Origin of the sequence: Rhizobium sp. RU20A (assembly GCF_900155885.1) — a bacterium.
Lineage (GTDB): Bacteria > Pseudomonadota > Alphaproteobacteria > Rhizobiales > Rhizobiaceae > RU20A.
In genome coordinates this window covers 302871-324331 of record NZ_FTMB01000003.1, presented here as the reverse complement: position 1 = coordinate 324331, position 21461 = coordinate 302871, and the positions used below count along the sequence as shown (strand labels likewise).

The 21461-nt window shown below is 62.8% G+C and carries 22 protein-coding genes; 15 read left to right on the top strand and 7 right to left on the bottom strand.

The genetic code is table 11. The annotated features are described in order from the left end of the window. Positions 1-269: 269 nt before the first annotated feature. From F3H41_RS12030 to deoA, 6 genes are all read left to right on the top strand, one after another. The gene (locus tag F3H41_RS12030) at positions 270-1805 is read left to right on the top strand and encodes an ABC transporter ATP-binding protein (protein WP_149738911.1); all 1536 of its coding nucleotides are present in this window, start codon (positions 270-272) and stop codon (positions 1803-1805) included. Beyond that, positions 1802-2935, top strand: a complete 1134-nt coding sequence (locus F3H41_RS12025; RefSeq protein ID WP_149738910.1) for an ABC transporter permease — start codon at positions 1802-1804, stop codon at positions 2933-2935. The genes F3H41_RS12030 and F3H41_RS12025 overlap by 4 nt, the downstream gene beginning before the upstream one ends. 1 nt (position 2936) lies before the next feature. Then, positions 2937-3908, top strand: coding sequence for an ABC transporter permease (locus tag F3H41_RS12020; RefSeq protein ID WP_149738909.1), 972 nt, complete (start codon positions 2937-2939; stop codon positions 3906-3908). 3 nt (positions 3909-3911) lie between these two features. Then, positions 3912-4304 carry a cytidine deaminase gene (locus tag F3H41_RS12015; RefSeq protein ID WP_149738908.1) on the top strand — a complete coding sequence of 131 codons (393 nt, stop codon included), beginning with the start codon at positions 3912-3914 and terminating at the stop codon, positions 4302-4304. Positions 4305-4433: 129 nt separating this feature from the next. After that, the gene (gene deoC, locus F3H41_RS12010) at positions 4434-5201 is read left to right on the top strand and encodes a deoxyribose-phosphate aldolase (protein ID WP_149738907.1); all 768 of its coding nucleotides are present in this window, start codon (positions 4434-4436) and stop codon (positions 5199-5201) included. Further along, complete coding sequence (gene deoA / locus F3H41_RS12005; RefSeq protein ID WP_149738906.1) at positions 5201-6517, top strand: thymidine phosphorylase; 1317 nt, start codon at positions 5201-5203, stop codon at positions 6515-6517. Before deoC ends, deoA begins: the two co-directional genes overlap by 1 nt. Here deoA and F3H41_RS12000 read toward each other — a convergent pair. The 6 genes from F3H41_RS12000 to F3H41_RS11975 all read right to left on the bottom strand — a co-directional run bounded on the left by F3H41_RS12000 (position 6510) and on the right by F3H41_RS11975 (position 11171). Then, positions 6510-7043 carry a TIGR02281 family clan AA aspartic protease gene (locus F3H41_RS12000; RefSeq protein WP_149738905.1) on the bottom strand — a complete coding sequence of 178 codons (534 nt, stop codon included), beginning with the start codon at positions 7041-7043 and terminating at the stop codon, positions 6510-6512. The genes deoA and F3H41_RS12000 overlap by 8 nt on opposite strands. A gap of 103 nt (positions 7044-7146) precedes the next feature. Beyond that, positions 7147-7776: a uracil phosphoribosyltransferase gene (gene upp, locus F3H41_RS11995; protein ID WP_149738904.1), complete on the bottom strand. Its 630-nt coding sequence runs from the start codon at positions 7774-7776 to the stop codon at positions 7147-7149. 159 nt (positions 7777-7935) lie between these two features. Further along, a complete protein-coding gene (locus F3H41_RS11990; RefSeq protein WP_149738903.1) occupies positions 7936-9156 on the bottom strand; it encodes a phosphopentomutase in 1221 nt (406 codons plus the stop codon). Between the two features lie 213 nt (positions 9157-9369). Continuing rightward, a complete protein-coding gene (locus F3H41_RS11985) occupies positions 9370-9957 on the bottom strand; it encodes a TadE/TadG family type IV pilus assembly protein (RefSeq protein ID WP_149738902.1) in 588 nt (195 codons plus the stop codon). Between the two features lie 8 nt (positions 9958-9965). Then, entirely contained in the window at positions 9966-10595 is a 630-nt protein-coding gene (locus F3H41_RS11980; protein ID WP_149738901.1) for a TadE/TadG family type IV pilus assembly protein, read from the bottom strand. 162 nt (positions 10596-10757) lie between these two features. Further along, a complete protein-coding gene (locus tag F3H41_RS11975) occupies positions 10758-11171 on the bottom strand; it encodes a pilus assembly protein N-terminal domain-containing protein (protein WP_149738900.1) in 414 nt (137 codons plus the stop codon). Between the two features lie 311 nt (positions 11172-11482). Between F3H41_RS11975 and F3H41_RS11970 the strand changes: the two genes are divergently transcribed. From F3H41_RS11970 to F3H41_RS11930, 9 genes are all read left to right on the top strand, one after another. Further along, entirely contained in the window at positions 11483-11659 is a 177-nt protein-coding gene (locus F3H41_RS11970) for a Flp family type IVb pilin (RefSeq protein ID WP_149738899.1), read from the top strand. 112 nt (positions 11660-11771) lie between these two features. Then, the gene (locus F3H41_RS11965) at positions 11772-12284 is read left to right on the top strand and encodes a prepilin peptidase (RefSeq protein ID WP_149738940.1); all 513 of its coding nucleotides are present in this window, start codon (positions 11772-11774) and stop codon (positions 12282-12284) included. A 116-nt stretch (positions 12285-12400) separates the two neighbouring features. Continuing rightward, positions 12401-13231 carry a Flp pilus assembly protein CpaB gene (gene cpaB / locus F3H41_RS11960; RefSeq protein ID WP_149738898.1) on the top strand — a complete coding sequence of 277 codons (831 nt, stop codon included), beginning with the start codon at positions 12401-12403 and terminating at the stop codon, positions 13229-13231. Between the two features lie 16 nt (positions 13232-13247). After that, positions 13248-14798: a type II and III secretion system protein family protein gene (locus F3H41_RS11955; RefSeq protein ID WP_188129438.1), complete on the top strand. Its 1551-nt coding sequence runs from the start codon at positions 13248-13250 to the stop codon at positions 14796-14798. Between the two features lie 14 nt (positions 14799-14812). After that, entirely contained in the window at positions 14813-15502 is a 690-nt protein-coding gene (locus tag F3H41_RS11950; protein WP_149738896.1) for a CpaD family pilus assembly protein, read from the top strand. Positions 15503-15568: 66 nt separating this feature from the next. Then, a complete protein-coding gene (locus tag F3H41_RS11945; RefSeq protein WP_149738895.1) occupies positions 15569-16858 on the top strand; it encodes a CpaE family protein in 1290 nt (429 codons plus the stop codon). A 33-nt stretch (positions 16859-16891) separates the two neighbouring features. Then, positions 16892-18370, top strand: a complete 1479-nt coding sequence (locus tag F3H41_RS11940; RefSeq protein ID WP_149738894.1) for a CpaF family protein — start codon at positions 16892-16894, stop codon at positions 18368-18370. Between the two features lie 4 nt (positions 18371-18374). Then, positions 18375-19385 carry a type II secretion system F family protein gene (locus tag F3H41_RS11935; protein WP_149738893.1) on the top strand — a complete coding sequence of 337 codons (1011 nt, stop codon included), beginning with the start codon at positions 18375-18377 and terminating at the stop codon, positions 19383-19385. Between the two features lie 118 nt (positions 19386-19503). Next, the gene (locus tag F3H41_RS11930) at positions 19504-20490 is read left to right on the top strand and encodes a type II secretion system F family protein (RefSeq protein ID WP_149738892.1); all 987 of its coding nucleotides are present in this window, start codon (positions 19504-19506) and stop codon (positions 20488-20490) included. Positions 20491-20593: 103 nt separating this feature from the next. Here the strand turns inward: F3H41_RS11930 and F3H41_RS11925 are convergent, their stop codons facing one another. Then, positions 20594-21430, bottom strand: a complete 837-nt coding sequence (locus tag F3H41_RS11925) for a tetratricopeptide repeat protein (protein ID WP_149738891.1) — start codon at positions 21428-21430, stop codon at positions 20594-20596. Positions 21431-21461 lie beyond the last annotated feature (31 nt).

Genomic DNA, 21461 nt, shown 5'->3' with positions numbered 1-21461 from the left:
CGACGGTACTTGTCGTATGGAGAACAGGTCCCTGGAGTGCAAGGATCATGTTTGCAATCGTGCGTGACGGGACGATGGCAGCCGAACAGGGCTTTACTCCGGGCGCTTCATTAGAAAGACTGGAGCGTGCAAGGCCGATGGACGGGTGCCGCAGGATTTCAGCTTGCGAAATTCGGCGTCAAAGTTATACCAAATGGTAAAAATTCCGGGCGGAGCGCGTCTGCAATCCTGATCCGGGCAAAAGATAAAACGGGGATCATGACGGCACAATGAGCGATCTTGCCATCGAGCTCAGGGGCATCGACAAGAGCTTCGGCCTCGTCCATGCCAATCGCGATATCAATCTGAAAGTCCGTAAGGGCTCCATCCACGGCATTATCGGCGAGAACGGCGCCGGTAAGTCGACGCTCATGTCGATCCTCTACGGCTTTTACCAGGCCGACCGGGGCGAGATCATCGTGGACGGCAAGCCGGTCGCCATCCGCGACACCAATGCCGCCATCGCCGCCGGCATCGGCATGGTGCACCAGCACTTCATGCTGGTCGAGAATTTCTCCGTGCTCGAAAACATCATGCTCGGTGCCGAAGAGAGCCAGATCCTCAATTCCAGCATCTCCAAGGCCCGTATCGAGCTGAAGCGGCTGGAGAGCGAATACGGGCTGGAAGTCGATCCCGATGCGCTGATCGAAGAGCTGCCCGTCGGCATCCAGCAGCGCGTCGAAATCCTCAAAGCCCTATATCGCAAGGCCGATATCCTCATCCTCGACGAGCCGACCGGCGTTCTGACCCCCGCCGAGGCCGATCACCTGTTCCGCATCCTCGCGCAGCTGAAGGCCGAGGGCAAAACGGTGCTGCTGATCACCCACAAGCTGCGTGAGATCATGGCGATCACCGATGAGGTCTCCGTCATGCGCCGCGGCGAAATGGTCGCGACGCGCCAGACGAGCCAAACCTCGGTGGAAGAGCTGGCCGAACTCATGGTCGGCCGCCGCGTGCTGCTGCGCGTGGAAAAGGGTGAGGCAAAGCCCGGCGCAACGCGGCTTTCCCTGCGCAACCTGACCGTCAAGGACGGGCGCGGCGTGACGATGGTCGACACTGTCTCGCTCGACCTCAAGGCCGGCGAGATCGTCGGCATCGCCGGTGTCGCGGGCAACGGGCAGTCGGAACTCCTGGAGGCGATCGCCGGCATGCGTCGCGCCGTATCCGGCACGATGACGCTGAACGGCAAGCCGGTGGAGGTTACGGGCACCCTCGATCCCGCCGAGCTGCGCCGTCGCGGCCTCGCCCACGTGCCGGAGGACCGCCACCATGTCGGTCTCGTGCTGAAGTTCGAGGAAAGCGAAAACGCCATTCTCGGCTACCACAACAATCCGAAATACCGCAACGGCGTGCTCTTGAACGTGGACGCCATTCGCGCCGAAGCGGAAGAAAAGATCGCCCGCTATGATATCCGCCCGCCGAACCCGCGCCTGAAGACCGCCAATTTTTCCGGTGGCAACCAGCAGAAGATCGTGCTGGCGCGCGAGATGGAGCGCGGGCCGGATGTGCTGATCATCGGCCAGCCGACCCGCGGCGTGGATGTCGGCGCCATCGAATTCATCCACAAGCGCATCATCGAAATGCGCGACCAGGGCGTCGCCGTGCTGCTGGTTTCGGTGGAGCTCGATGAAATCCGCGCTTTGTCGGACCGCATCCTCGTCATGTTCGCGGGACGCGTGGTGGGCGAGCGTCTGCCTGATGCCTCTGAAGGGGAACTTGGCCTGCTGATGGCCGGTGTCGAAGGGCCTAAGGAGGCTGCCGAATGAGCAATCCCTATGCCAAGCTGCCGAACTGGGCCGAATACGGCCTGATCCCGCTGGTCAATCTGATCGTTGCCTTCTTCGTTGCCGGCCTTGTGGTCCTGCTCGTCGGCGAAAATCCGCTGGAGGCCGCCTATCACCTCGTCAACGGCGCCTTCGGCCGCGGCGAATATATCGGCTTCACCCTCTACTATGCCACGACCTTCATCTTCACCGGCCTTGCCGTCGCCGTCGCCTTCCATGCCGGCCTCTTCAACATCGGCGGCGAGGGACAGGCCTACATCGGCGGCATCGGCGTCGCGCTCGCCTGTCTGTATTTCGACCAGACGCTGCCGTGGTTCGTGGTCTTCCCGATCGCGCTTGTCGGCTCCATTGCTTTCGGTGCCGCCTGGGCTTTCCTGCCGGGCTGGCTGCAGGCCAAACGCGGCAGCCACATCGTCATCACCACCATCATGTTCAATTTCATCGCCTCGAGCCTGATGGTCTATCTGCTGACGCGCGTCTTGAAGCCGCTCGGCTCCATGGCGCCGCAGACGCGCACCTTTGCCGAAGGCGGCCAGTTGCCGAAGCTCGACTGGCTGCTCGGCATTTTCGGCCTCAATATCGGCAATGCCCCCTTCAACGTCTCGTTCCTGCTGGCGCTCGTTGCCGCCTTCGGCGTCTGGGTGCTGATCTGGCGCACCAAGCTCGGCTATGAAATGCGCGTCATGGGCCACAGCCCGGGTGCGGCGCGCTATGCCGGTATCAGTGAAAGCCGCATCACCATCATCGCCATGATGATTTCCGGTGGCCTCGCCGGCATGATGGCGCTGAACCCGATCATGGGCGAGCAGTTCCGCATGCAGCTTGATTTCGTGCAGGGCGCCGGCTTCGTCGGGATCGCCGTGGCGCTGATGGGCCGTTCGCACCCCTTCGGCATCATCCCGGCCTCGATCCTGTTCGGCATGCTCTATCAGGGCGGCGCCGAGATCGCCTTCGAAATGCCGACCATCTCGCGCGACATGATCGTGATCATTCAGGGCCTCGTCATCCTCTTTGCCGGCGCGCTGGAAAATATGTTCCGCCCGGCCATCACCGCAGCCCTTGCCGGTTTTGCGGGTCGTCGCGCCGCCGTTACCCAGAGCAAGGGAGCCTGACATGGACCTGTTCCACACCCTCGTCGTGCTGCTGGAATCAACGATCCGCGTCTCCGTGCCGCTGATCTTCGCGGCGCTCGCGGGTCTCTTCACCGAGCGTGCGGGCGTCTTCGACATCGGGCTCGAAGGAAAGATGCTCGGCGGCGCCTTTGCCGCCGGTGCCGTGGCGGCTGTCACGGGCTCGGTCTGGATGGGGCTTCTGGCCGCCATCCTCATCTCGGTCCTGCTCTCGCTGGTGCATGGCTATGCCTCCATCACCCAGCGCGGCAGCCAGATCGTCTCGGGCGTTGCCATCAACTTTATCGTCGCCGGATCCACCGTCATTCTCGGCGAAGCCTGGTTCCGCCAGGGTGGCCGCACGCCGGCACTGGCCGATGGCGCCCGCTTCTCCACCATCGACCTGCCCTTTGCCGACTCCGTGCGCGATGTACCGATCCTCGGCCCCATCTATGCAGACCTGCTGTCCGGTCACTTCCTTTTGACCTACCTCGCCTTCGCGATGGTGCCGATCAGCTGGTGGGTGCTCTACCGCACACGCTTCGGCCTGCGCCTGCGCGCGGTCGGAGAAAATCCGGGCGCCGTCGATACCGCCGGCATCTCCGTCATCTGGCTGCGCTACCGCGCCGTCATCTGCTGCGGCATCCTCTGCGGTTTTGCCGGCGCCTATCTGTCGCTCGCCATGACGGCCGGCTTCGTGAAGGGCATGACGGCCGGCAAGGGCTATATCGCGCTTGCCGCCCTGATCTTCGCCAAGTGGCGCCCGGTCAACATCATGCTCGCCTGCCTGCTCTTCGGCTTCCTCGATGCGCTGGCCATCCGCCTGCAGGGCAATCCGCTGCCGCTGATCGGCCAGGTGCCGGTTCAATTGATGCAGGCGCTGCCCTACATCCTCACTGTCATCCTGCTTGCCGGCTTCATCGGCAAGGCCATTCCGCCCAAGGCCGGCGGTATCCCTTACGTGAAGGAACGCTGAGACATGGACAACGAGCTCTTCGAAGCCGCGCGCGACGCCATGGGCAAGGCCCACGCCCCCTATTCGAAATTCCCTGTCGGCGCCGCCATCCGGGCCGGCGACGGGAAGATCTACACCGGCGCCAATATTGAAAACCTCTCCTTTCCCGAGGGCTGGTGTGCGGAAACGACGGCCATCAGCCATATGGTCATGGCCGGTCAACGCGAGATCCAGGCAGTGGCGGTGATTGCCGAGAAGCTGGCGCTCTGCCCGCCCTGCGGCGGCTGCCGCCAGCGGCTGGCCGAATTTTCCGGCGCCAGCACCCGCATTTTCCTTTGTGACGAGACGGGCATCCGCAAGACCCTTGCCCTCTCCGACCTGCTGCCCCACAGTTTCGAAACGGAAGTCATCGGCTGACACGCTCCGGCCGCCTTACGCGGCGGCCGCGACCTCCGATCGCCACGGGAAGCCAGAGGCTTTGCCGTGATCACCAGAGCCGTGGCGGGCGCGCGCGCCGCCACGCACAGCACACGGGAATTCAAAACGATGATCGAAGCCACCCCCCGGCAGATCGCCACGCTTGCCCTGTCGCTCCTCGACCTCACCAATCTCTCGGAAAGCTGCACGCCTGCCGAGATCGAGACCCTTTGCACACGCGCCCAGACGCCCTATGGCCATGCCGCGGCCGTCTGCATCTGGCCGCGCTTCATCCCGCAGGCCCGCACGCTGCTTGCCGGCAGCCCCGTGCGCATCGCGACCGTCGTGAACTTCCCGAGCGGCGAGGAAAGCCATGAGGCGGTGCGCGGCAAGATCGCGGGCGCCCTTGCCGACGGCGCCGATGAAATCGACATGGTCATTCCCTACCGGGCCTTGCAGGCCGGCGACGAGCAGGCGGTCATCGACATGCTGGCAACGGTGCGCGAGGCCTGCGGCCCCGCCGTCACCATGAAGGCGATCCTCGAAACCGGCGAGTTGAAGGATACCGGCCTCATCCGCAGCGCATCGCACCTTGCGATCCGCGCCGGCGCCGATTTCATCAAGACCTCCACCGGCAAGACGCCTGTCGGAACGACCTTGGAAGCCGCCGACATCATGCTGACGGCGATCCGTGAGAGCGGCCGCAATGTCGGCTTCAAGCCCTCCGGCGGCGTCCAGACCGTGGCGCAGGCCCGTCTCTACCTCGATCTCGCCATCACCATCCATGGCCCCGACTGGGTCATGCCCTCCACCTTCCGCTTCGGCGCCTCCTCGTTGCTCAACGACATCCTCGCGGTCATCGAGGGGCGTGAAACGACGGCAGCGGCTGGCTACTGATCGCCATGCTGCCGCAGGAAGTCATCCGCCGCAAACGGGACGGGGCAGAACTCAACGCCGGCGAAATCGCGACGTTCATCCACGGCATCGGCAATGGCTCGATCGGTGACGCGCAGATTGCGGCTTTTGCCATGGCCGTGCGGCTGAACGGCATGATGCCGGCCGAAACGGTGGCGATGACGCTCGCCATGCGTGACAGCGGCACGGTGCTTGCCTGGCCGGGCGTCGGTCGCCCGGTTGCCGATAAGCATTCCACGGGCGGCGTTGGCGACAATGTCTCGTTGATGCTGGCTCCCATCGCCGCAGCCTGCGGGTTGGCGGTGCCGATGATATCAGGCCGGGGCCTTGGCCATACCGGCGGAACGCTCGATAAGCTGCAGTCCATACCCGGCTATGATGTCACCCCGGATGCGGACAGGCTGCGCCGCTGCGTGGAAACGGTAGGCGCTGCGATCATTGGCCAAACCAGCGCCCTGGCACCCGCCGACGGCCGCCTTTATGCGGTGCGGGATATCACTGCCACGGTGGACAGTGTGCCGCTGATCACTGCCTCCATCCTCTCCAAGAAGCTTGCGGCCGGCCTCGGCTCCCTCGTTCTCGACGTCAAGCTCGGCAACGGCGCCTTCATGACGTCGCAGGCGGAGGCCGAAACGCTGGCCCGCTCCCTGGTTGATGTCGGCAATGGCGCAGGACTTCCGACTCGCGCCCGCATCACCGACATGAACGAGCCGCTGGCCGATTGCGTCGGCAATGCCCGCGAGATCGAGCATGCGCTTTCCTTCCTGAAGGGCGAGAAGGCCGGTACGCGGATCGAAGCGGTCGTGCTCGCCTTCGCCGCCGATATGCTCGTAGCGTCCGGCGCCGTTGCCGAGCCGCAGTCGGCATTGCAGGCCTCGCGTGAGGCGTTGCAGGACGGTCGCGCGCTTGACCGCTTCGCCCGCATGGTTCATGCGCTCGGCGCGCCCGCGGATTTCGTCGAGAAAAGCAGCGCCTATCTCGCACCCGCGCCGGAGCGTCATGCGGTCAAGGCGAATCGCAGCGGATACATCGTGGACTATCGAACGCGCGAGATCGGGTTGCTGCTGATCGAGCTCGGCGGCGGGCGTACGCGGGTCGAGGACAGCATCGATCACCGCGTCGGCCTCACGGGTCTCTTGCCGGTCGGCACGCGCGTGGAGGCCGGAATGCCGCTGGCGACCGTGCATGCGGCAAGCCCGCTCGCGGCCGAAAGGGCGGCGGACGCTCTCCTGACGCTCGTCGGGATCGGGGAGGAGGCACCGGCAGAGGGCCCCGTGCTCGTTGCGGAGGTTACCTGACGAGTTCCATCCGGCCGTCGGCAACGCGGTAGGACCCAAGCTTGCGCAGGAAGCTCATGCCGATCAGCGTCGTCTGCAAGGCCGTGTCCGGCAGCACCACGCCCTCGATATCGCGCACCACGATCGGGCCGATCTCTATGCGTTCGATCACGACCCGCTCGGCCGACACGCGGCCATTGGCGGTCGAGACCTCCACCTTGTCGCGATAATGGACGGGCAGGATGCCCAGCCGGCGGGCGGTGCTCTCATTGAGCGCCACCGATGTCGCGCCGGTATCGATTAGCCCGTCCGTTGCGCGGCCATTGATGCGGAAGCGTCCCCGGAAATGGTGGCTGGCATCCGCTTCGATCCTCACGGTGTTGGTCGCCCCCGTCGCTGAGGAAGCGGTGGATGCAAGGCGCGGCGCTTGGCTTTCGGTTTGCGTGGCCTGCTGCGACAGGAACGCCGTCGTGAGGCCCGGAACCGTCAGGGCTGCCACGCCTGTGAGAAGAGCAACCGCGAAAAGCGCCTTGACCACCTGAAACATCCTCGCCTTCGTGCTGTGTGCGAGGAGTATTTCAGGGGAGGCTTTCAGGACCATCACCAAGCCTGACGGACGGCAGGCTTTTCAAGCGATGGTTATCTCTTCGTTACTTCGTGCCGTACATGCGGTCGCCGGCATCGCCGAGGCCGGGCACGATGTAACCCTTGTCGTTCAGGTGGCTGTCGACCGAAGCGGTGAAGATCGGCACGTCGGGGTGTGCCTCCTGGAAGTTCTTGATGCCTTCAGGGGCGGCGAGCAGGCACAGGAAACGAAGATTGTGGGCGCCGCGCTCCTTCAGCTTTTCCACCGCCGCAATCGAGGAATTGCCCGTGGCAAGCATGGGGTCGACGACGATGACCAGGCGTTCGGCGAGGTTTTCCGGCGCCTTGAAGTAATATTCGACCGCTTCCAGCGTTTCGTGATCACGGTAGACGCCGACGTGGGAAACGCGGGCGGAGGGAACCAGCTCCAGCATGCCCTCCAGCAGACCGTTTCCGGCGCGCAGGATGGAGGCGAACACCAGCTTCTTGCCTTCGAGCACCGGTGCGTCGATTTCTTCCATCGGCGTTTCGATACGCTGCTGGGTCAGTTCCAGATCGCGGGTCACTTCATAGCACAGCAGCGTCGAGATTTCGCGCAGCAACCGGCGGAAGCTTGCCGTCGAAGTTTCCTTCTTCCGCATGATCGTCAGCTTGTGCTGCACGAGGGGATGATTGATGACTGTCACGCCGTCCATGGTGCTGCTTCCTGTCTGCTCATACGGTTTTCACGCCCTCTTTTTTCACGGAAGAGGCGCGTCCCGCAAGGGTCGGCCGCCGCTTTCAACCGTCTATGAACATCGCCGGTGCAACGAGAGCGCTGACGGGCGGCAGGCGAAGCACGACCGCCAGCATGGCTACAGGAAGGAGCGCCCGTTTTCGCCGGGCGGCAGGCCGAGATGCTTGGCTATGGTCTCGCCCACATCGGCGAAGGTCGGCAGAATGCCGGCCGAACGCGCGCCGAAACCGGGACCGAAGGCCAGCACCGGCACGCGCTCGCGCGTATGGTCCGTGCCGCGCCAGGTCGGGTCACATCCGTGGTCGGCGGTGATGATGGCGAGGTCACCCAGTTTCAGCTTGCGCCCGAAGGTCGGCAGGCGCCGGTCGAAGGCCTCCAGCGCGGCCGCATAGCCTGCCACGTCGCGACGATGCCCGTAGAGCATGTCAAAATCGACAAGGTTGACGAAGGTCAGCGATCCCTCCGGCGCGGAGTCAATGGCCGAGATCGTCGCCTCGAACAGGGCAGCATTGCCATCGGCCTTGGTGATGTCGGTCACGCCCTGATGGGCAAAGATGTCGGAGACCTTGCCGATCCCATGCACCTGCCGGCCGGCGCTTTTTAGCCTGTCGAGCAGCGTCGGCGCTGGCGGCGGTACGGAAAAGTCCCGCCGGTTGGCCGTCCGCCGAAAGCTTTGCGCATCGTGGCCAAGGAAGGGGCGGGCAATGACGCGGCCGATATTGAAGGCATCGAGCAGCCGCCGTGCAGTCAGGCAGAAGTCGTTGAGCCGGTCGATCCCGAACGAGCCCTCGTGGGCAGCGACCTGGAAGACGCTGTCGGCCGAGGTGTAGCAGATGGGAAAACCGGTGCGCAGATGCTCTTCGCCGAGCCGCGCGATGATCTCCGTGCCGGAGGCATGGCAATTGCCGAGAATGCCGCCGACATTGCCTTCCCGGCACAACGCCGCGACCAGTTCGGGCGGGAAGGCATCGCCTTCGGTTGGAAAATGCCCCCAGTCGAAAAGGACCGGCACGCCGGCAATCTCCCAGTGGCCGGAGGGCGTATCCTTGCCGCGCGAGACTTCCGATGCGGCGGCATGGATCGCGAAGGTGCGATCCGGCACGCTCATGCCGACGGGATAGCGCCCCGTCGAAACCCGGGCGGCCTCCAGCAGGCCGAGCGCCGACAGCATGGGCAATTTCAGTGGTCCCTCCCGCAGCCCCTCGCGATCCGCAGCGCCGGCCGCACAATATTCGGCGATATGGCCGAGCGTGTTGGCGCCGTCGTCGCCATAGGCAGCCGCATCGCGCGCGCCGCCAATGCCGAAGGAATCGAGGAGAAGAAGAAAGGCTCTTGCCATGGGCTCATCCGCAATCAGCCAGCCGCATCCGGCAGCATGGGAGATGAGACTTAAAGCATAATCGGACCGGAGTGAAACGAGGATCGTTGCGAACCAGCTTCGAAAATGGGCGCCTTGAGTGACGACCTCTCTCGTACGCACAGTCACTCTGGCCGCCAATCGCCGGCGCGCCTCATGGGGTAAGGTCTGGCGACGCTCAAACGCACGAGGTCATTAACAGTCGGAGCAGGTGATGCTGTCGCCGACGCGCTGGCGGAAGTAATAGGTTTTGGCGAGGTTTATGGTCGCTGGCGTCTGATCGGCGCTGGCCTTGTAAAGCCAGAGCGTATAGGGGGCGGTCACTTCAGCGCGCACGAGAAATGTCGTGGACGCGGCAAGGCCGTTCGGCAGCGTGACCGCGGAACCGGTTGTGTAGGCCCGCGCGCCATTTTCATTGCGCGACCAGGCGACGGTTGCGTCGCCATTCGAAGCCACGGAGATCCCGGTGATCTTCATCGTGTAGGATTTGCCGCCCAGCGGTTCGAGCGTGCGCTCGATAACCGTCTTCATCTTGTCGAGATCACTGGCCGAAATGGTATTGCGCTGCGCAACCAGATCGGCGATCGTGCTCGAGGCCCGCGACACCTTTCGGGCCATGCTGAAACCGAGAGACAGTTCGAAGCTGCCCATATAGAGAGCCAGCATGATCGGCACGATCATCGCAAATTCGATCGCGCCCGTCCCCTTCCGGTCACGCAGAATGCGGGGCACGAACTTTGAGAGACCGTAGGCCGGCGCGTCTGGACGTCGAACTTTATGCATGTCGGTCCTCAATAGTTTTCCGTCTGGAATGTGGATGTCGCCACCATGAGGTAGTCGTTCGGCATGCTGGAGCCGGCCGGACGCAGATTGGTCACGTAAGGCCTGACCAGATCGGTTATCACCGTCCAGCGGTAGTAAATCCGGATCATGTTGATGGTGCCCGGGCCGCCCGGGGCGAAATCGAAGCCGGCCGTGTTGATATCCGAGCCTGCGCCACCCGTGCGTGGCAGCGTCGGGGGCAGGTTGTCATAGGAAGAGACGGTGCGCACATCGATGAAGAGCTTGGACGGCGTCTCGGCTTCCGACGCCGAGCAACTGATCATCACCGCGATTTCCTGGCAAACGGCAGCGCGAAACTCGGTTCGCGTCTTGTCTGTCGATTTGCCCTGGTTGAAGGTGATTTGTCCCGTCCGGATCTGGCGTGCAATATTGTCCGTCGCCGCGTTGATGACCTGCTCGCCGGTAAAAGCGACGAAGGTCTCCACGGATGCAAAGAGAATGACAAAGAAGGGCATGGCGAGGATCGCGAATTCGAGCGCTGTCGCGCCGCTACGATCCTTTTTTAGTCGCCCGAAAATTCCGGTACGGGCCTTGAGGCCGCCCGGCTTTTGTCTTGGTGTTCTTCCGATCCGCAGCATGGCATCGCCTTGTCAGACTGAATGTCGGCACATCACATCGTGCCGTTTCAACGCTGATCTAAGCGTGTCTTCCTTGAGAATTCGTGTGCGGTATCGATCAAATTGCGAATGAATGTACCGATCCTGTCGGGCAGGCGCGGAAATGACGTCTGCAGCCGGTTTTTACGGCGCTGCGGCCGCCTTTGACCCCTCATGCGCCTCGCAGATCGGCGCGCAGGACAGAACCGTGCGCTGCGTCTGACGGTAGACCCGCACCGTGTCGCCCTCATCGACGGAAACGATCACGCGCTTGTCCACCAGCGCATTGCCGGCAGCATCGAGAATGACCAGGTTCGTCGTGCCGAAGCTCTTTCCTGTCAGAACGATGGTGCGTGCATCGGCAACGGTCGCATCAGCCACCTCGGCATTGCCGACAATGACCTTGGAGACGGCGCGATCAAGCTTCAGCACGCGCGCCTGATCCATATAGACGCGCATGGCCTCGTTGGCCGCCTCCGCAGGGCTTGCAAGAATACCGAGCGCGACAAGTGCCGCGGCGGCATGGGTTGCGAGCAGGGTGTGGGGCAGGAAGGACATCGGCGTTTTTCCGCATGAAGGGTGTGCCACAATGTGCTGGTTTTTGGTGAACGAAGCGTTAAGGGTGCGGGCCGGCGACCGAGCTGCCTTTAAATTGCCGGCCCTAGACGGGCTGCACAGCCGTCGTTTGGCAATTGAGCAAAACCTTTCAGTCCCGATTCACCAAGATCTGTCCCGGTACAGGTTCAGCTTTTGCTAACCTTGTTTTTTAAGTGGATGGCAAGTGACGCTGGCTACATTCGCCTCAACCGAACAACGGAAACAGTTGGCGGTAGTGCTGAACCATAACCTTTCCCGGTAGGAGAATGACCATGACCAAGATTTTCGCTCGTTTCCTGAAGGATGAATCGGGTGCGACCGCTATCGAATACGGCCTGATCGCGGCCCTGATTTCCGTTGCCCTGATCGGCGGCGCCGGTGCTCTCGGCAACAAGCTGAACACCCAGTTCAACAACCTCTCCACCTACATGAACGTCACCGCAAAGTAATTTGCGGCTTCAAATGTGGGGCGGCGAGGCCGTCATGCCAGGCCGCTCGCCGCATAGGGAGCGGCCTGATAGCGTTTTCAGGTTCCGTGCATCGTGGCAAAGGAGAGTACCCGTGCTGAATGCTGCCATCATGGTGATCTTTCCTCTCTGCCTGATCTATGCGGCCGCCAGCGATCTTTTGACCATGACGATCCCGAACCGCATCAGCGTTGTCCTGATCGCCGCTTTTCTCGTCATCGCCCCACTTGGCGGGGTGGGCCTGCATGAGTTCGGCCTGCATGTTCTGGCCGCGGGCATCGTCTTTGCGGCCTGCTTCGCCTTGTTCGCCGTCAACGTCATGGGGGGCGGCGATGCAAAACTGCTCACCGCCGCCGCGCTCTGGTACGGCTATAATGCCTCCCTCGTCGAATTTCTGGCATCGACGGCCCTGATGGGCGGACTGCTGACAGTCGTTATTCTCATCCTGCGTTGGCAAAGCACTCTTCTGCTGACTGCGCGTATTCCCCTGCCCCAAACGCTCCTGCACGCCAAGAAGGTGCCGTATGGCATCGCCATCGCCGCTGGCGGGCTCCTGACCTTTGAAGCCTCTCCCTTGATGCTTCGTCTTCTGTCCGGCGCCGCGTAAGGGCGAAAATCCCGCTAAGGCTGCGTTAACCATCCCGTTAAGGGTCTTGTTAACTATAATTACACCAATTCCTGATCAACCTGCGGAAAGAACATTCTGTCCGTCGGGAAAAGATCATGAGACCGGTGCGCATCATCATCCTCGCTGTCGCCGTCATGTCGGCAGGCATGGCAGGCCTGCTGGCCATAAACCTGTCGGGATCGAACCAGCCGGCCGTGACGGAACCCGTCGTTGAGAAGGAGCCGGTCACCAATGTGCTCGTTGCCAGCAAAGGCCTGCCGGTCGGCTCCCGCCTTGATGCCAGCGCCATGCACTGGATTTCCTGGCCGAAAAGCGGCCTCGTCGAAGGCCTGATCACCGAGGAAGCGCGTCCGCAAGCCATCACCGATCTCAATGGCGTCATCGTGCGCCTGCCGCTCTTTGCCGGCGAGCCGATCCGTCAGGAAAAGATTGCCGACGGCGCCGGCAGCACGCTTTCCGCCCTGCTGCCTGCCGGCAAACGGGCCGTTGCGACCGAAATCACTGTTGCGACCGGTGCCGGCGGCTTCATACTTCCCAACGACCGGGTCGACGTGATCATGGTGCGCAAGGGGACGGAAGCGGGCATGTTCTCCACCGAGACCGTGCTGAGTAACGTCCGCGTCCTCGCCATCGATCAGCAGATCGAAGAGGGCAAGGACGGGCAAAAGGCCGTGGTCGGCACCACGGCAACGCTGGAGCTCACGCCCTCGCAATCCAAGGTGATCGCCGTCGCGCAGCAGATGGCCGACCGTCTCACCCTCGTCCTCAGAAGCGTTGCGGATGCGCAGGAGCCCGATACGGCTTCAGCCGACTATCTTTTGACCGGGGATGATGCGCCCGCCATCCAGATCATCAAATCCGGATCGATCGTCCGGACCCAACCCGGTGGCACGCCAAGCGCCTCATCCACCTCCTCGATGCAGTAAGCCTGCGGAGCTGACCGTGAACATCATCGCACGAAATGTCCGAACTCTCCTCGCCGCCGGCCTCTCTTTCTGCCTCGGCTTTTCCGGCATCGGCCCCGTCGCCATACCGGGTTTCGAACTGCGTCTGGCCGAAGCCGCAAACTCGCTGGTCCGCATCACCGAGGCCGGCCCCGGCGCCCGCCAGCGCATCAAGGTCGGCTTGAACAAGGCCGTCGTGGTCGATCTGCCGGAAGACGCGCACGACATTCTCGTTGCCGATCCGACCCTCGCCGATGCCGTGACGCGCACGTCCCGGCGCATCTACCTTTTCGGCAAGACGGTCGGCCAGACCAACATCTTCGTCTTCGGTCCCGGCGGCCAGGAGATCGTCAGCCTCGAAATCGAGATCGAGCGCGACATCACGGGTCTTGAATCGAACCTGCGTCGCTTCCTGCCGGACTCCGACATCAAGGTCGAGATCATCTCCGACAACATCGTGCTGAGCGGCACGGTGGCGACCCCGCAGGATGCCGCCCTTGCCGTCAGCCTTGCCCGCGCCTTCATCAAGGGCGGTGAGGCGACCACCCGCAGCATCACCGTCTCGGGCTCCGACGGCGGTACCGGCGATATCTTCGCAGAAGCGCGCCAGCAGTCGCAGATCGTCAACATGCTGAAGATCCAGGGCGAAGACCAGGTGACGCTGAAGGTCACCGTGGCCGAAGTCAGCCGTCAGGTGATGAAGCAGCTCGGCTTCTCCGGATCCCTCAGCCAGGGTGCGGACGACGTGATTGCCTTCCGCAACCCGGTCAACCTCGGTAATGCCATCAACCCGCTGGCCTCCGGCTTCAGCCATGCGCTCGGCGGCGTCGATATCTCGGCCTACATCAACGCGATGGAACAGGCCGGCGTCATGCGCACGCTGGCTGAGCCGAGCCTGACGGCCATTTCCGGCCAGCAAGCCAAGTTCTCCGTCGGCGGCGAGTATCGCCTGCCCAACAGCCAGGAAATCACGGTCAATTCCGAAACCGGCGAGCGGCAGCTGACGCGCGGCAGTGAGACGGTCGAATACGGTATTCAGCTGAATTTCAAGCCGGTCGTGCTCGGTCCCGGCCGCATCAGCCTCAACATCGAGACCAATGTCTCCGAGCCGACCTTCGAGGGCTCCGTCGTCAACGGAAACACCCAGCGTGACGTGCCCGGCCAGACCTACATGTCGATCCGCAAGCGCGAGGCGTCCACCAGCGTCGAGCTGCCCTCCGGTGGTTCGATCGTGATTGCCGGCCTGGTGCAGGACAATATCCGTCAGGCCATGTCTGGCCTGCCGGGCGTCAGCAAGATCCCGGTCTTCGGTGCGCTGTTCCGCTCCAAGGACTTCATCCGCAACGAAACAGAACTCGTCATCATCGCAACGCCTTATCTCGTCCGCCCCGTCTCGCGGTCGCAGATCGCGCGCCCCGACGACAATTTCAGCGCCCCGAACGATGTGGCCGGTTACTTCCTTGGCCAGGTCAACCGCCTCTATGGCCGTGAGCAACAGGCGCCGCCTGCCGGCCGCTACCATGGCAATGTCGGCTTCATCTACAAGTGAACAGGATCGCCTCCATGAGCATGTCATTGAACGAGACCGTCCGGAAGCGCCGGACCCCGGCCTGGGCGGCCATCCTGGCAGCGGTTGCCGCCACCACGCTTGTTGCGGGCTGCGCGCCGAAGCCCGACCGTCTGTCGACCGGCGCCGTCCCGGACGATTATCGGGCGCGCCATCCCATCGTGCTGGCCGAGGGCGAAACGACGCTGGACGTCCCGGTTTCGTCAGGCGACACGCAAATCTCGCTCGCCACCCGTGACCTGATCCGCGGCTTTGCGTCCAACTATCACAACACGGCATCCGGCGTGGTGCAGGTGATGCTGCCGGAGGGCGCGCCGAATTCTCATGCCGTCCAGCGCATTCGCCGCGACATCCGGGCTGCGCTGACCTCCGGTGGCGTGCCTGCCAACCGGATCGTTGAGATGCGCTACCAGGCGCAAAGCAATGGCGATGCCGCCCCCGTACGCCTGTCATACACCGCCATCAAGGCGAGCGCGGGCCCCTGCGGCGAATGGCCGGAAGACCTCGCAATGCGCACGGAGCAGAACCAGAACTACTACAATTTCGGCTGTGCTACGCAATCGAACCTCGCCGCCCAGGTCGCCAATCCAACAGATCTTCTCGGGCCGCGCGTCATGTCACCGGTCGATGCCGAACAACGCAACCTCGTGATCAACAACTACCGAACAAGGTCCGCATTGAACTAGCGGCATCGGCGCGCGCGCGGGTGCTTGCGCTTTCGCGCAGCGCCGGAGAAACGGCAGGAAAAGAAGATGACCACGATCGACTATACCATTGACAACGATGTCCGCAGGGACAGCATCGCCGTCGATACGACCCGTCCGGGTGATCTGGACATCGTCCGGCCGCTGCCGCGTATTTCTATCCATGCCTTCTGCGAGAGCGAGGGCATGCTTCACCTTCTCGACCAGTGCGCCCGTGACAGGCGCATGTCGAAGGTCACATTGCGCAGCAACAAGGGTACGATTTCATCGGCCGCCGCCATGTTCGCGCAGATGCCAACACCCAACCTGATCATCCTCGAGACCTCCGTCGATCCCGCAAACCTTCTGGGCGAGCTTGCCCCGCTTGCCGAGGTCTGCGATGCCTCCACGAAGGTCATCATCATCGCCAAGCACAATGACATTCGCCTCTACCGCGAACTGATCCGCAACGGCATTTCCGAATATCTGGTCGGCCCGGTCTCCATCGCCGACATCCTGCAGGTCGTCTCGAACATCTTCATTGATCCGCAGACCGAGCCGCTCGGCCGCTCCATTGCCTTCATCGGAGCAAAAGGTGGCTGCGGATCGTCCACCGTTGCGCACAATTGCGCATGGGGGATTTCCAGCCTTTTTTCGACGGCCGTCATTCTGGCCGACCTCGACCTTCCCTACGGGACGGCCAATATCGACTTCGATCAGGATCCTGCCCAGGGCATCGCCGAAGCCGTCTATTCGCCCGAACGGCTCGATGAGGTCTTCCTCGACCGTCTGCTGGCGCGCTGCTCGGACCATCTCTCGATGCTGGCGGCACCCTCCATGCTGGACCGCGCCTATGACATCGAGCCGGGCGCGTTCGCCCCGATCCTGGAGATCCTGCAGCGCAGCGCACCCGTCGCGGTTCTGGACGTCCCGCATGTCTGGTCGGAATGGACACGCCGCGTGCTTGCCGAGGCCGACGAGATCGTGGTCACGGCCATGCCGGATCTCGCCAATCTGCGCAATGCGAAGAACCTCTTCGATAGCCTCAAGCGCCTTCGCCAGAACGATAAGCCGCCGCACCTCGTCCTGAACCAGGTGGGCGTACCGAAGCGGCCCGAAATCGCGGTGGACGATTTCTGCAAGTCGCTTGAAGTGGACCCTTGCGCCATCCTCCAGTTCGACGCGGCCCTCTTCGGCAGCGCCGCCAATTCCGGTCGCATGGTCGCCGAAGTCGACAAGAAGGCGCCGGCCGCCGAAACCTTCTCGCAGCTTGCGCACCTCCTGACCGGACGGACGACGGTCAAGAAGGCGCGAAAGCAGGGTCTCGGCAAGGTTCTGGGCATGCTGGCCCGCAAGTAAGAGCGGGCAGACAACGAAAGCTGGAAGAAGATCATGTTCGGCAAACGAGGAAACGATAGCCCCGTCAAGACCGCGCCCGCAGTCGTCGCGTCCGTGCCGCTGGCGACGGCCAAGGTGGCGGAGCGGGTGAGCGCGCCCGCCCACGAGGCGGTGCGCGAGCCGGTGCCGGCCACGACCTCGCTCGCCCCTGCTCAGGCAGCATCCGCGGCCGCACCGCGCCGGCGCCAGAGCCGCAACGAGCAGTATTACGAAACCAAGGGGCAGGTCTTCTCCGCGCTGATCGACACGATCGATTTGTCGCAGCTTGCCAAGCTCGATACCGAGAGCGCCCGAGAGGAAATCCGCGATATCGTCAACGATATCATCACCATCAAGAACTTCGCGATGTCGATCTCCGAGCAGGAGGAACTGCTCGATGACATCTGCAACGACGTGCTTGGCTATGGCCCCCTCGAGCCGCTTCTGGCCCGCGACGACATCGCCGATATCATGGTCAACGGTGCCGGCCAGACCTTTATCGAAGTCTCCGGCAAGATGATCGAGTCGGAAATCCGTTTCCGCGACAACTCGCAGCTTCTGTCCATCTGCCAGCGCATCGTCAGCCAGGTCGGCCGCCGCGTCGATGAATCGAGCCCGATCTGCGATGCGCGCCTACCCGACGGCTCGCGCGTCAACGTGATCGCCCCACCGCTCGCCATTGACGGCGCGGCGCTCACCATTCGTAAGTTCAAGAAGGACAAACTGACCCTAGACCAGCTGGTCAAGTACGGCTCGATCACGCCGGAAGGCGCCGAACTCCTTCAGATCATTGGCCGCGTGCGCTGCAACATCATCATCTCCGGTGGTACGGGCTCGGGCAAGACCACGCTTCTCAACTGCCTGACGCGTTACATCGACAGCACCGAGCGCATCATCACCTGCGAAGACTCCGCCGAACTTCAGTTGCAGCAGCCCCATGTCGTGCGCCTCGAAACGCGTCCGCCGAACATCGAGGGCGAAGGCGAGATCACCATGCGCGATCTCATCAAGAACTGCCTGCGTATGCGCCCCGAACGCATCATCGTCGGCGAAGTCCGCGGCCCCGAGGTCTTCGACCTTCTGCAGGCCATGAACACCGGCCACGATGGCTCGATGGGCACGATCCACTCGAACAATCCGCGCGAATGCCTTAACCGCGTTGAATCGATGATCGCCATGGGCGGATATACGCTGCCAGCCAAGACGGTCCGGGAGATCGTTGCCGGGTCCGTCGACGTCATCATCCAGGCCTCACGTCTGCGCGACGGCTCGCGCCGCATCACCCACATCACCGAAGTCATCGGCATGGAAGGTGACGTGATCATCACCCAGGACCTGATGCGCTACGAGATCGAAGGCGAAGACGCCCTGGGCAACATCATCGGCCGGCACGTCTCCACCGGCATTGGCAAACCGCATTTCTGGGACCGTGCCCGCTACTTCAACGAGGATCGTCGCCTGGCGGCCATCCTCGACGCGATGGAGAAGAAATAGCGCCATGTTCGGAGTATCCCCCGCCATTCTCATGATCGTCCTGCTGGCCGCGGTCGCCGCCGGCAGCATGGCCTATGTCTTCCTGTTCTCGCGGCTCGAGGTGGAGAAGAAGGCCGAGAATCGGATGCGGCGGGTCAGCACGGCTGAAACGGATCGCACAAAGATCAAGGCCGCCCGCGAGCGGGTCGCCGAACTCTCAAAACGGCGCAAATCCGTTCAGGATTCCCTTCGGGAGCTGGAGAAAAAGCAGGAAGAGAAGTCGAAACGCCGTAGAGAAGACGCCAAGACGCTGTTGATGAGAGCGGACGTGCCGATGACCGTCCCGCAGTTCTACATGGCCTCCAGCGGTCTCGGCCTTTGCATTTTTCTCGCGGTGTTCATTTTGTCGAACGACCTGCTGGTTGCCGCAGGGACATTTGTCGTCGGCGCGCTCGGCGCTCCGCGTTTTGTCCTTTCCTTTCTGTTCAAACGCCGCTGCAAGAAGTTTCTCGACGAGTTTCCGAACTCGCTGGATGTGATGGTCCGCTCCATCAAGTCCGGCCTACCGCTCAGCGACGCACTGAAGCTCATCGCCACGGAAGGCCGCGAACCCGTCAAGACCGAATTCCGCAAGGTCGTGGAATCGCAGCAGGTCGGCATGAGTATTCCCGAAGCCTGTGCGCGCATGTACCAGTCGATCCCGCTGCCGGAAATCAGCTTTTTCGCGATCGTGATCGCCATCCAGTCACAGGCCGGTGGCAACCTCTCGGAAGCTCTGTCAAACCTTTCAAAGGTTCTGCGCGACCGCCGCAAGATGAAGGCGAAGGTGCAGGCGCTGTCGATGGAGGCCAAGGCCTCGGCGGTCATCATCGGCGCCCTGCCGTTCATTGTCGCCACGCTCGTCTACCTGACATCGCCCAGCTACATCATGATCCTGTTCACCGATTGGCGTGGCCACGTGATCCTGGCCTGCTCCGCGGTCTGGATGGGGATCGGCGTTCTCGTCATGCGCAACATGATCAACTTCGACATCTAGGGACATTGAACGGCGCTTCGCCACAATCTCCATCGACTTTGTTTCGATGCATTTCCGCAAGCGGGGGAATTCCGCAAAGTTTCGGAAATGCGCAACGGCATCCGGAAGGCGGCGCAGCATGGAAACGCTGATTACATCGATCCTCAATCCGCAGGCGCTTCTGGCTATCCTGGTCGCAGTCGCTGTTCTTGCCACGGTTCTGACGGTGGCCGCGCCGTTTCTGGGCGGCGACGACCTCAACAAGCGGATGAAGGCGGTTGCCTCCGAACGCGAAGCGATCCGGGCGCGCGAACGTGCGCGCCTCACCGCCGAACACCTGGCCAACAGGGGAAGCCTGCGAAACAAGTCCGGTAACGGCTCCGTGCGCCAGATCGTCGAACGCCTCAATCTGAAGAAGGCCTTGTTGGACGATGCCATGGCAGCCCGGCTGAAGACGGCCGGCTACCGCTCCCAGAGCGCGCTCAACACCTTTCTCTTTGCGCGCTTCGCGCTGCCTTTCCTCTTCCTCGCCATCGCCGCCTTCTACGTCTTCTTCCTCGGCTATCTCGCCGAAAAGCCGTTCGCTTTCCGCTTGTTCGCCGTCATGGCCTTCGCCTATTTCGGCTTTTACCTGCCCAATATCATTGTCGCCAATGCCAGGAGCAAGCGCCAGACATCCATTCGCCGGGCTTGGCCTGATGCGCTGGACCTGATGCTGATCTGTATCGAATCCGGTATTTCCATGGAGCTTGCGATGCGGCGTGTTGCGGACGAAATCGCGTCCCAGTCCACGGAGCTGGCGGAGGAATTCATCCTGACCATGGCGGAACTGTCGTTCCTGCCCGACCGTCGCACGGCGCTCGATAATCTGGCCCAGCGCACGGGTCTTGAGGAGGTCAAGGCAGTCACCCAGGCGCTGATCCAGGCCGATCGCTACGGAACACCGATTGCTGCGGCCCTTCGCGTTCTCGCCCAGGAAAGCCGAGATCAGCGCATGAACGAGGCGGAAAAGAAGGCCGCCGCCCTGCCGCCGAAGCTGACCGTGCCGATGATCCTGTTCTTCCTGCCGGTGCTGATCGCCGTCATTCTCGGTCCGGCCGGCATCCAGGTCGCCGATCGCATGTAAGCCGCGGACAATCGGAGCACAAAAAGAACAAGCGGGGCGCCCGACCAGGCGCCCCGCTTGTTCTGGTTGACGTCCTGCGTGTGCAGGAGATGGATCGCCGGCTTCAGTTGGTGTTGTTGTCGAGCCCGCCATCCTTGGCGGCAAGCTTCTGCCAGGAATTCTGCTGCGAGAGGATGCCGCGCAGATAGGCGACATTCGCCTCGGCCTGCGCCGGGCTGAGCTCCTTGCGGGCAATGGCTTCGGCCTCTGCAAAGCGGCCCTGCAGGCCGACAGCGAGCGCAAGGTTCTGACGAACGCCGCTGTCTGCGCCGGGTTGTTCTGAGGCCGATTGCAGATAGGTTTCGGCCGTCTTCAGATCCTTGGCGAGGAGATAGGACATGCCGAGATTGGACAGGACGGATGGTTCGTTCGGTTGAAGGTCGAGCGCCTTGCGGTAGCGTTCGCGGGCTTCCTGCGAGCGGCCGAGCTGGTCGAGAATGGCGCCCTGGGCAGAGATCAGCCGCCAGTCCGGACGATCCGGTGTCTGGGCGCGGCCGATTGTCTGCAGGGCCTGTTCGAACTGACCGGCGGCGGCCTGCGCCTTGCCGTAGGCGGCCAGGACCTCGCGATCGCTGGGGTAGTTGATGGCAACCTGCTGCATGACAGCGAGCGCCTGATCGTTGCGCCCGTTCATGCGCAGCACGTCGGCATACTGAAGGCCCGTTGCGCGGTCCTTCGGGTTCTTTTCATAGGCTTCGCCGATCTCCTTCTGCGCTGCTGCCAATTGGGTGGCGTTCATGCCATCGAGCGACCGCGTCACGGCCGGCTCGCTGGGAATCGAACCCGTTGTGAGCGGCTTCTTCGTGGTGGAGCAGGCCGACAGGCCTACGGCGATCACCAGGATCGCCGTGCCCTTCAAGAGCGCACGGGCAGAAGCGGAGGAGAATTCCGGTGCGGACATGGTTCGTGCCTCTTCAAGCAAAACGCCACGC

Bases quoted from the DNA above. Each gene is read 5' to 3' on its own strand.
- F3H41_RS12030 (WP_149738911.1), top strand. From the start codon at position 270: ATGAGCGATCTTGCCATCGAGCTCAGGGGCATCGACAAGAGCTTCGGC.
- F3H41_RS12025 (WP_149738910.1), top strand. From the start codon at position 1,802: ATGAGCAATCCCTATGCCAAGCTGCCGAACTGGGCCGAATACGGCCTG.
- F3H41_RS12020 (WP_149738909.1), top strand. From the start codon at position 2,937: ATGGACCTGTTCCACACCCTCGTCGTGCTGCTGGAATCAACGATCCGC.
- F3H41_RS12015 (WP_149738908.1), top strand. From the start codon at position 3,912: ATGGACAACGAGCTCTTCGAAGCCGCGCGCGACGCCATGGGCAAGGCC.
- deoC (WP_149738907.1), top strand. From the start codon at position 4,434: ATGATCGAAGCCACCCCCCGGCAGATCGCCACGCTTGCCCTGTCGCTC.
- F3H41_RS12000 (WP_149738905.1), bottom strand. From the start codon at position 7,043: ATGTTTCAGGTGGTCAAGGCGCTTTTCGCGGTTGCTCTTCTCACAGGC.
- upp (WP_149738904.1), bottom strand. From the start codon at position 7,776: ATGGACGGCGTGACAGTCATCAATCATCCCCTCGTGCAGCACAAGCTG.
- F3H41_RS11990 (WP_149738903.1), bottom strand. From the start codon at position 9,156: ATGGCAAGAGCCTTTCTTCTTCTCCTCGATTCCTTCGGCATTGGCGGC.
- F3H41_RS11985 (WP_149738902.1), bottom strand. From the start codon at position 9,957: ATGCATAAAGTTCGACGTCCAGACGCGCCGGCCTACGGTCTCTCAAAG.
- F3H41_RS11980 (WP_149738901.1), bottom strand. From the start codon at position 10,595: ATGCTGCGGATCGGAAGAACACCAAGACAAAAGCCGGGCGGCCTCAAG.
- F3H41_RS11975 (WP_149738900.1), bottom strand. From the start codon at position 11,171: ATGTCCTTCCTGCCCCACACCCTGCTCGCAACCCATGCCGCCGCGGCA.
- F3H41_RS11970 (WP_149738899.1), top strand. From the start codon at position 11,483: ATGACCAAGATTTTCGCTCGTTTCCTGAAGGATGAATCGGGTGCGACC.
- cpaB (WP_149738898.1), top strand. From the start codon at position 12,401: ATGAGACCGGTGCGCATCATCATCCTCGCTGTCGCCGTCATGTCGGCA.
- F3H41_RS11950 (WP_149738896.1), top strand. From the start codon at position 14,813: ATGAGCATGTCATTGAACGAGACCGTCCGGAAGCGCCGGACCCCGGCC.
- F3H41_RS11945 (WP_149738895.1), top strand. From the start codon at position 15,569: ATGACCACGATCGACTATACCATTGACAACGATGTCCGCAGGGACAGC.
- F3H41_RS11940 (WP_149738894.1), top strand. From the start codon at position 16,892: ATGTTCGGCAAACGAGGAAACGATAGCCCCGTCAAGACCGCGCCCGCA.
- F3H41_RS11935 (WP_149738893.1), top strand. From the start codon at position 18,375: ATGTTCGGAGTATCCCCCGCCATTCTCATGATCGTCCTGCTGGCCGCG.
- F3H41_RS11930 (WP_149738892.1), top strand. From the start codon at position 19,504: ATGGAAACGCTGATTACATCGATCCTCAATCCGCAGGCGCTTCTGGCT.
- F3H41_RS11925 (WP_149738891.1), bottom strand. From the start codon at position 21,430: ATGTCCGCACCGGAATTCTCCTCCGCTTCTGCCCGTGCGCTCTTGAAG.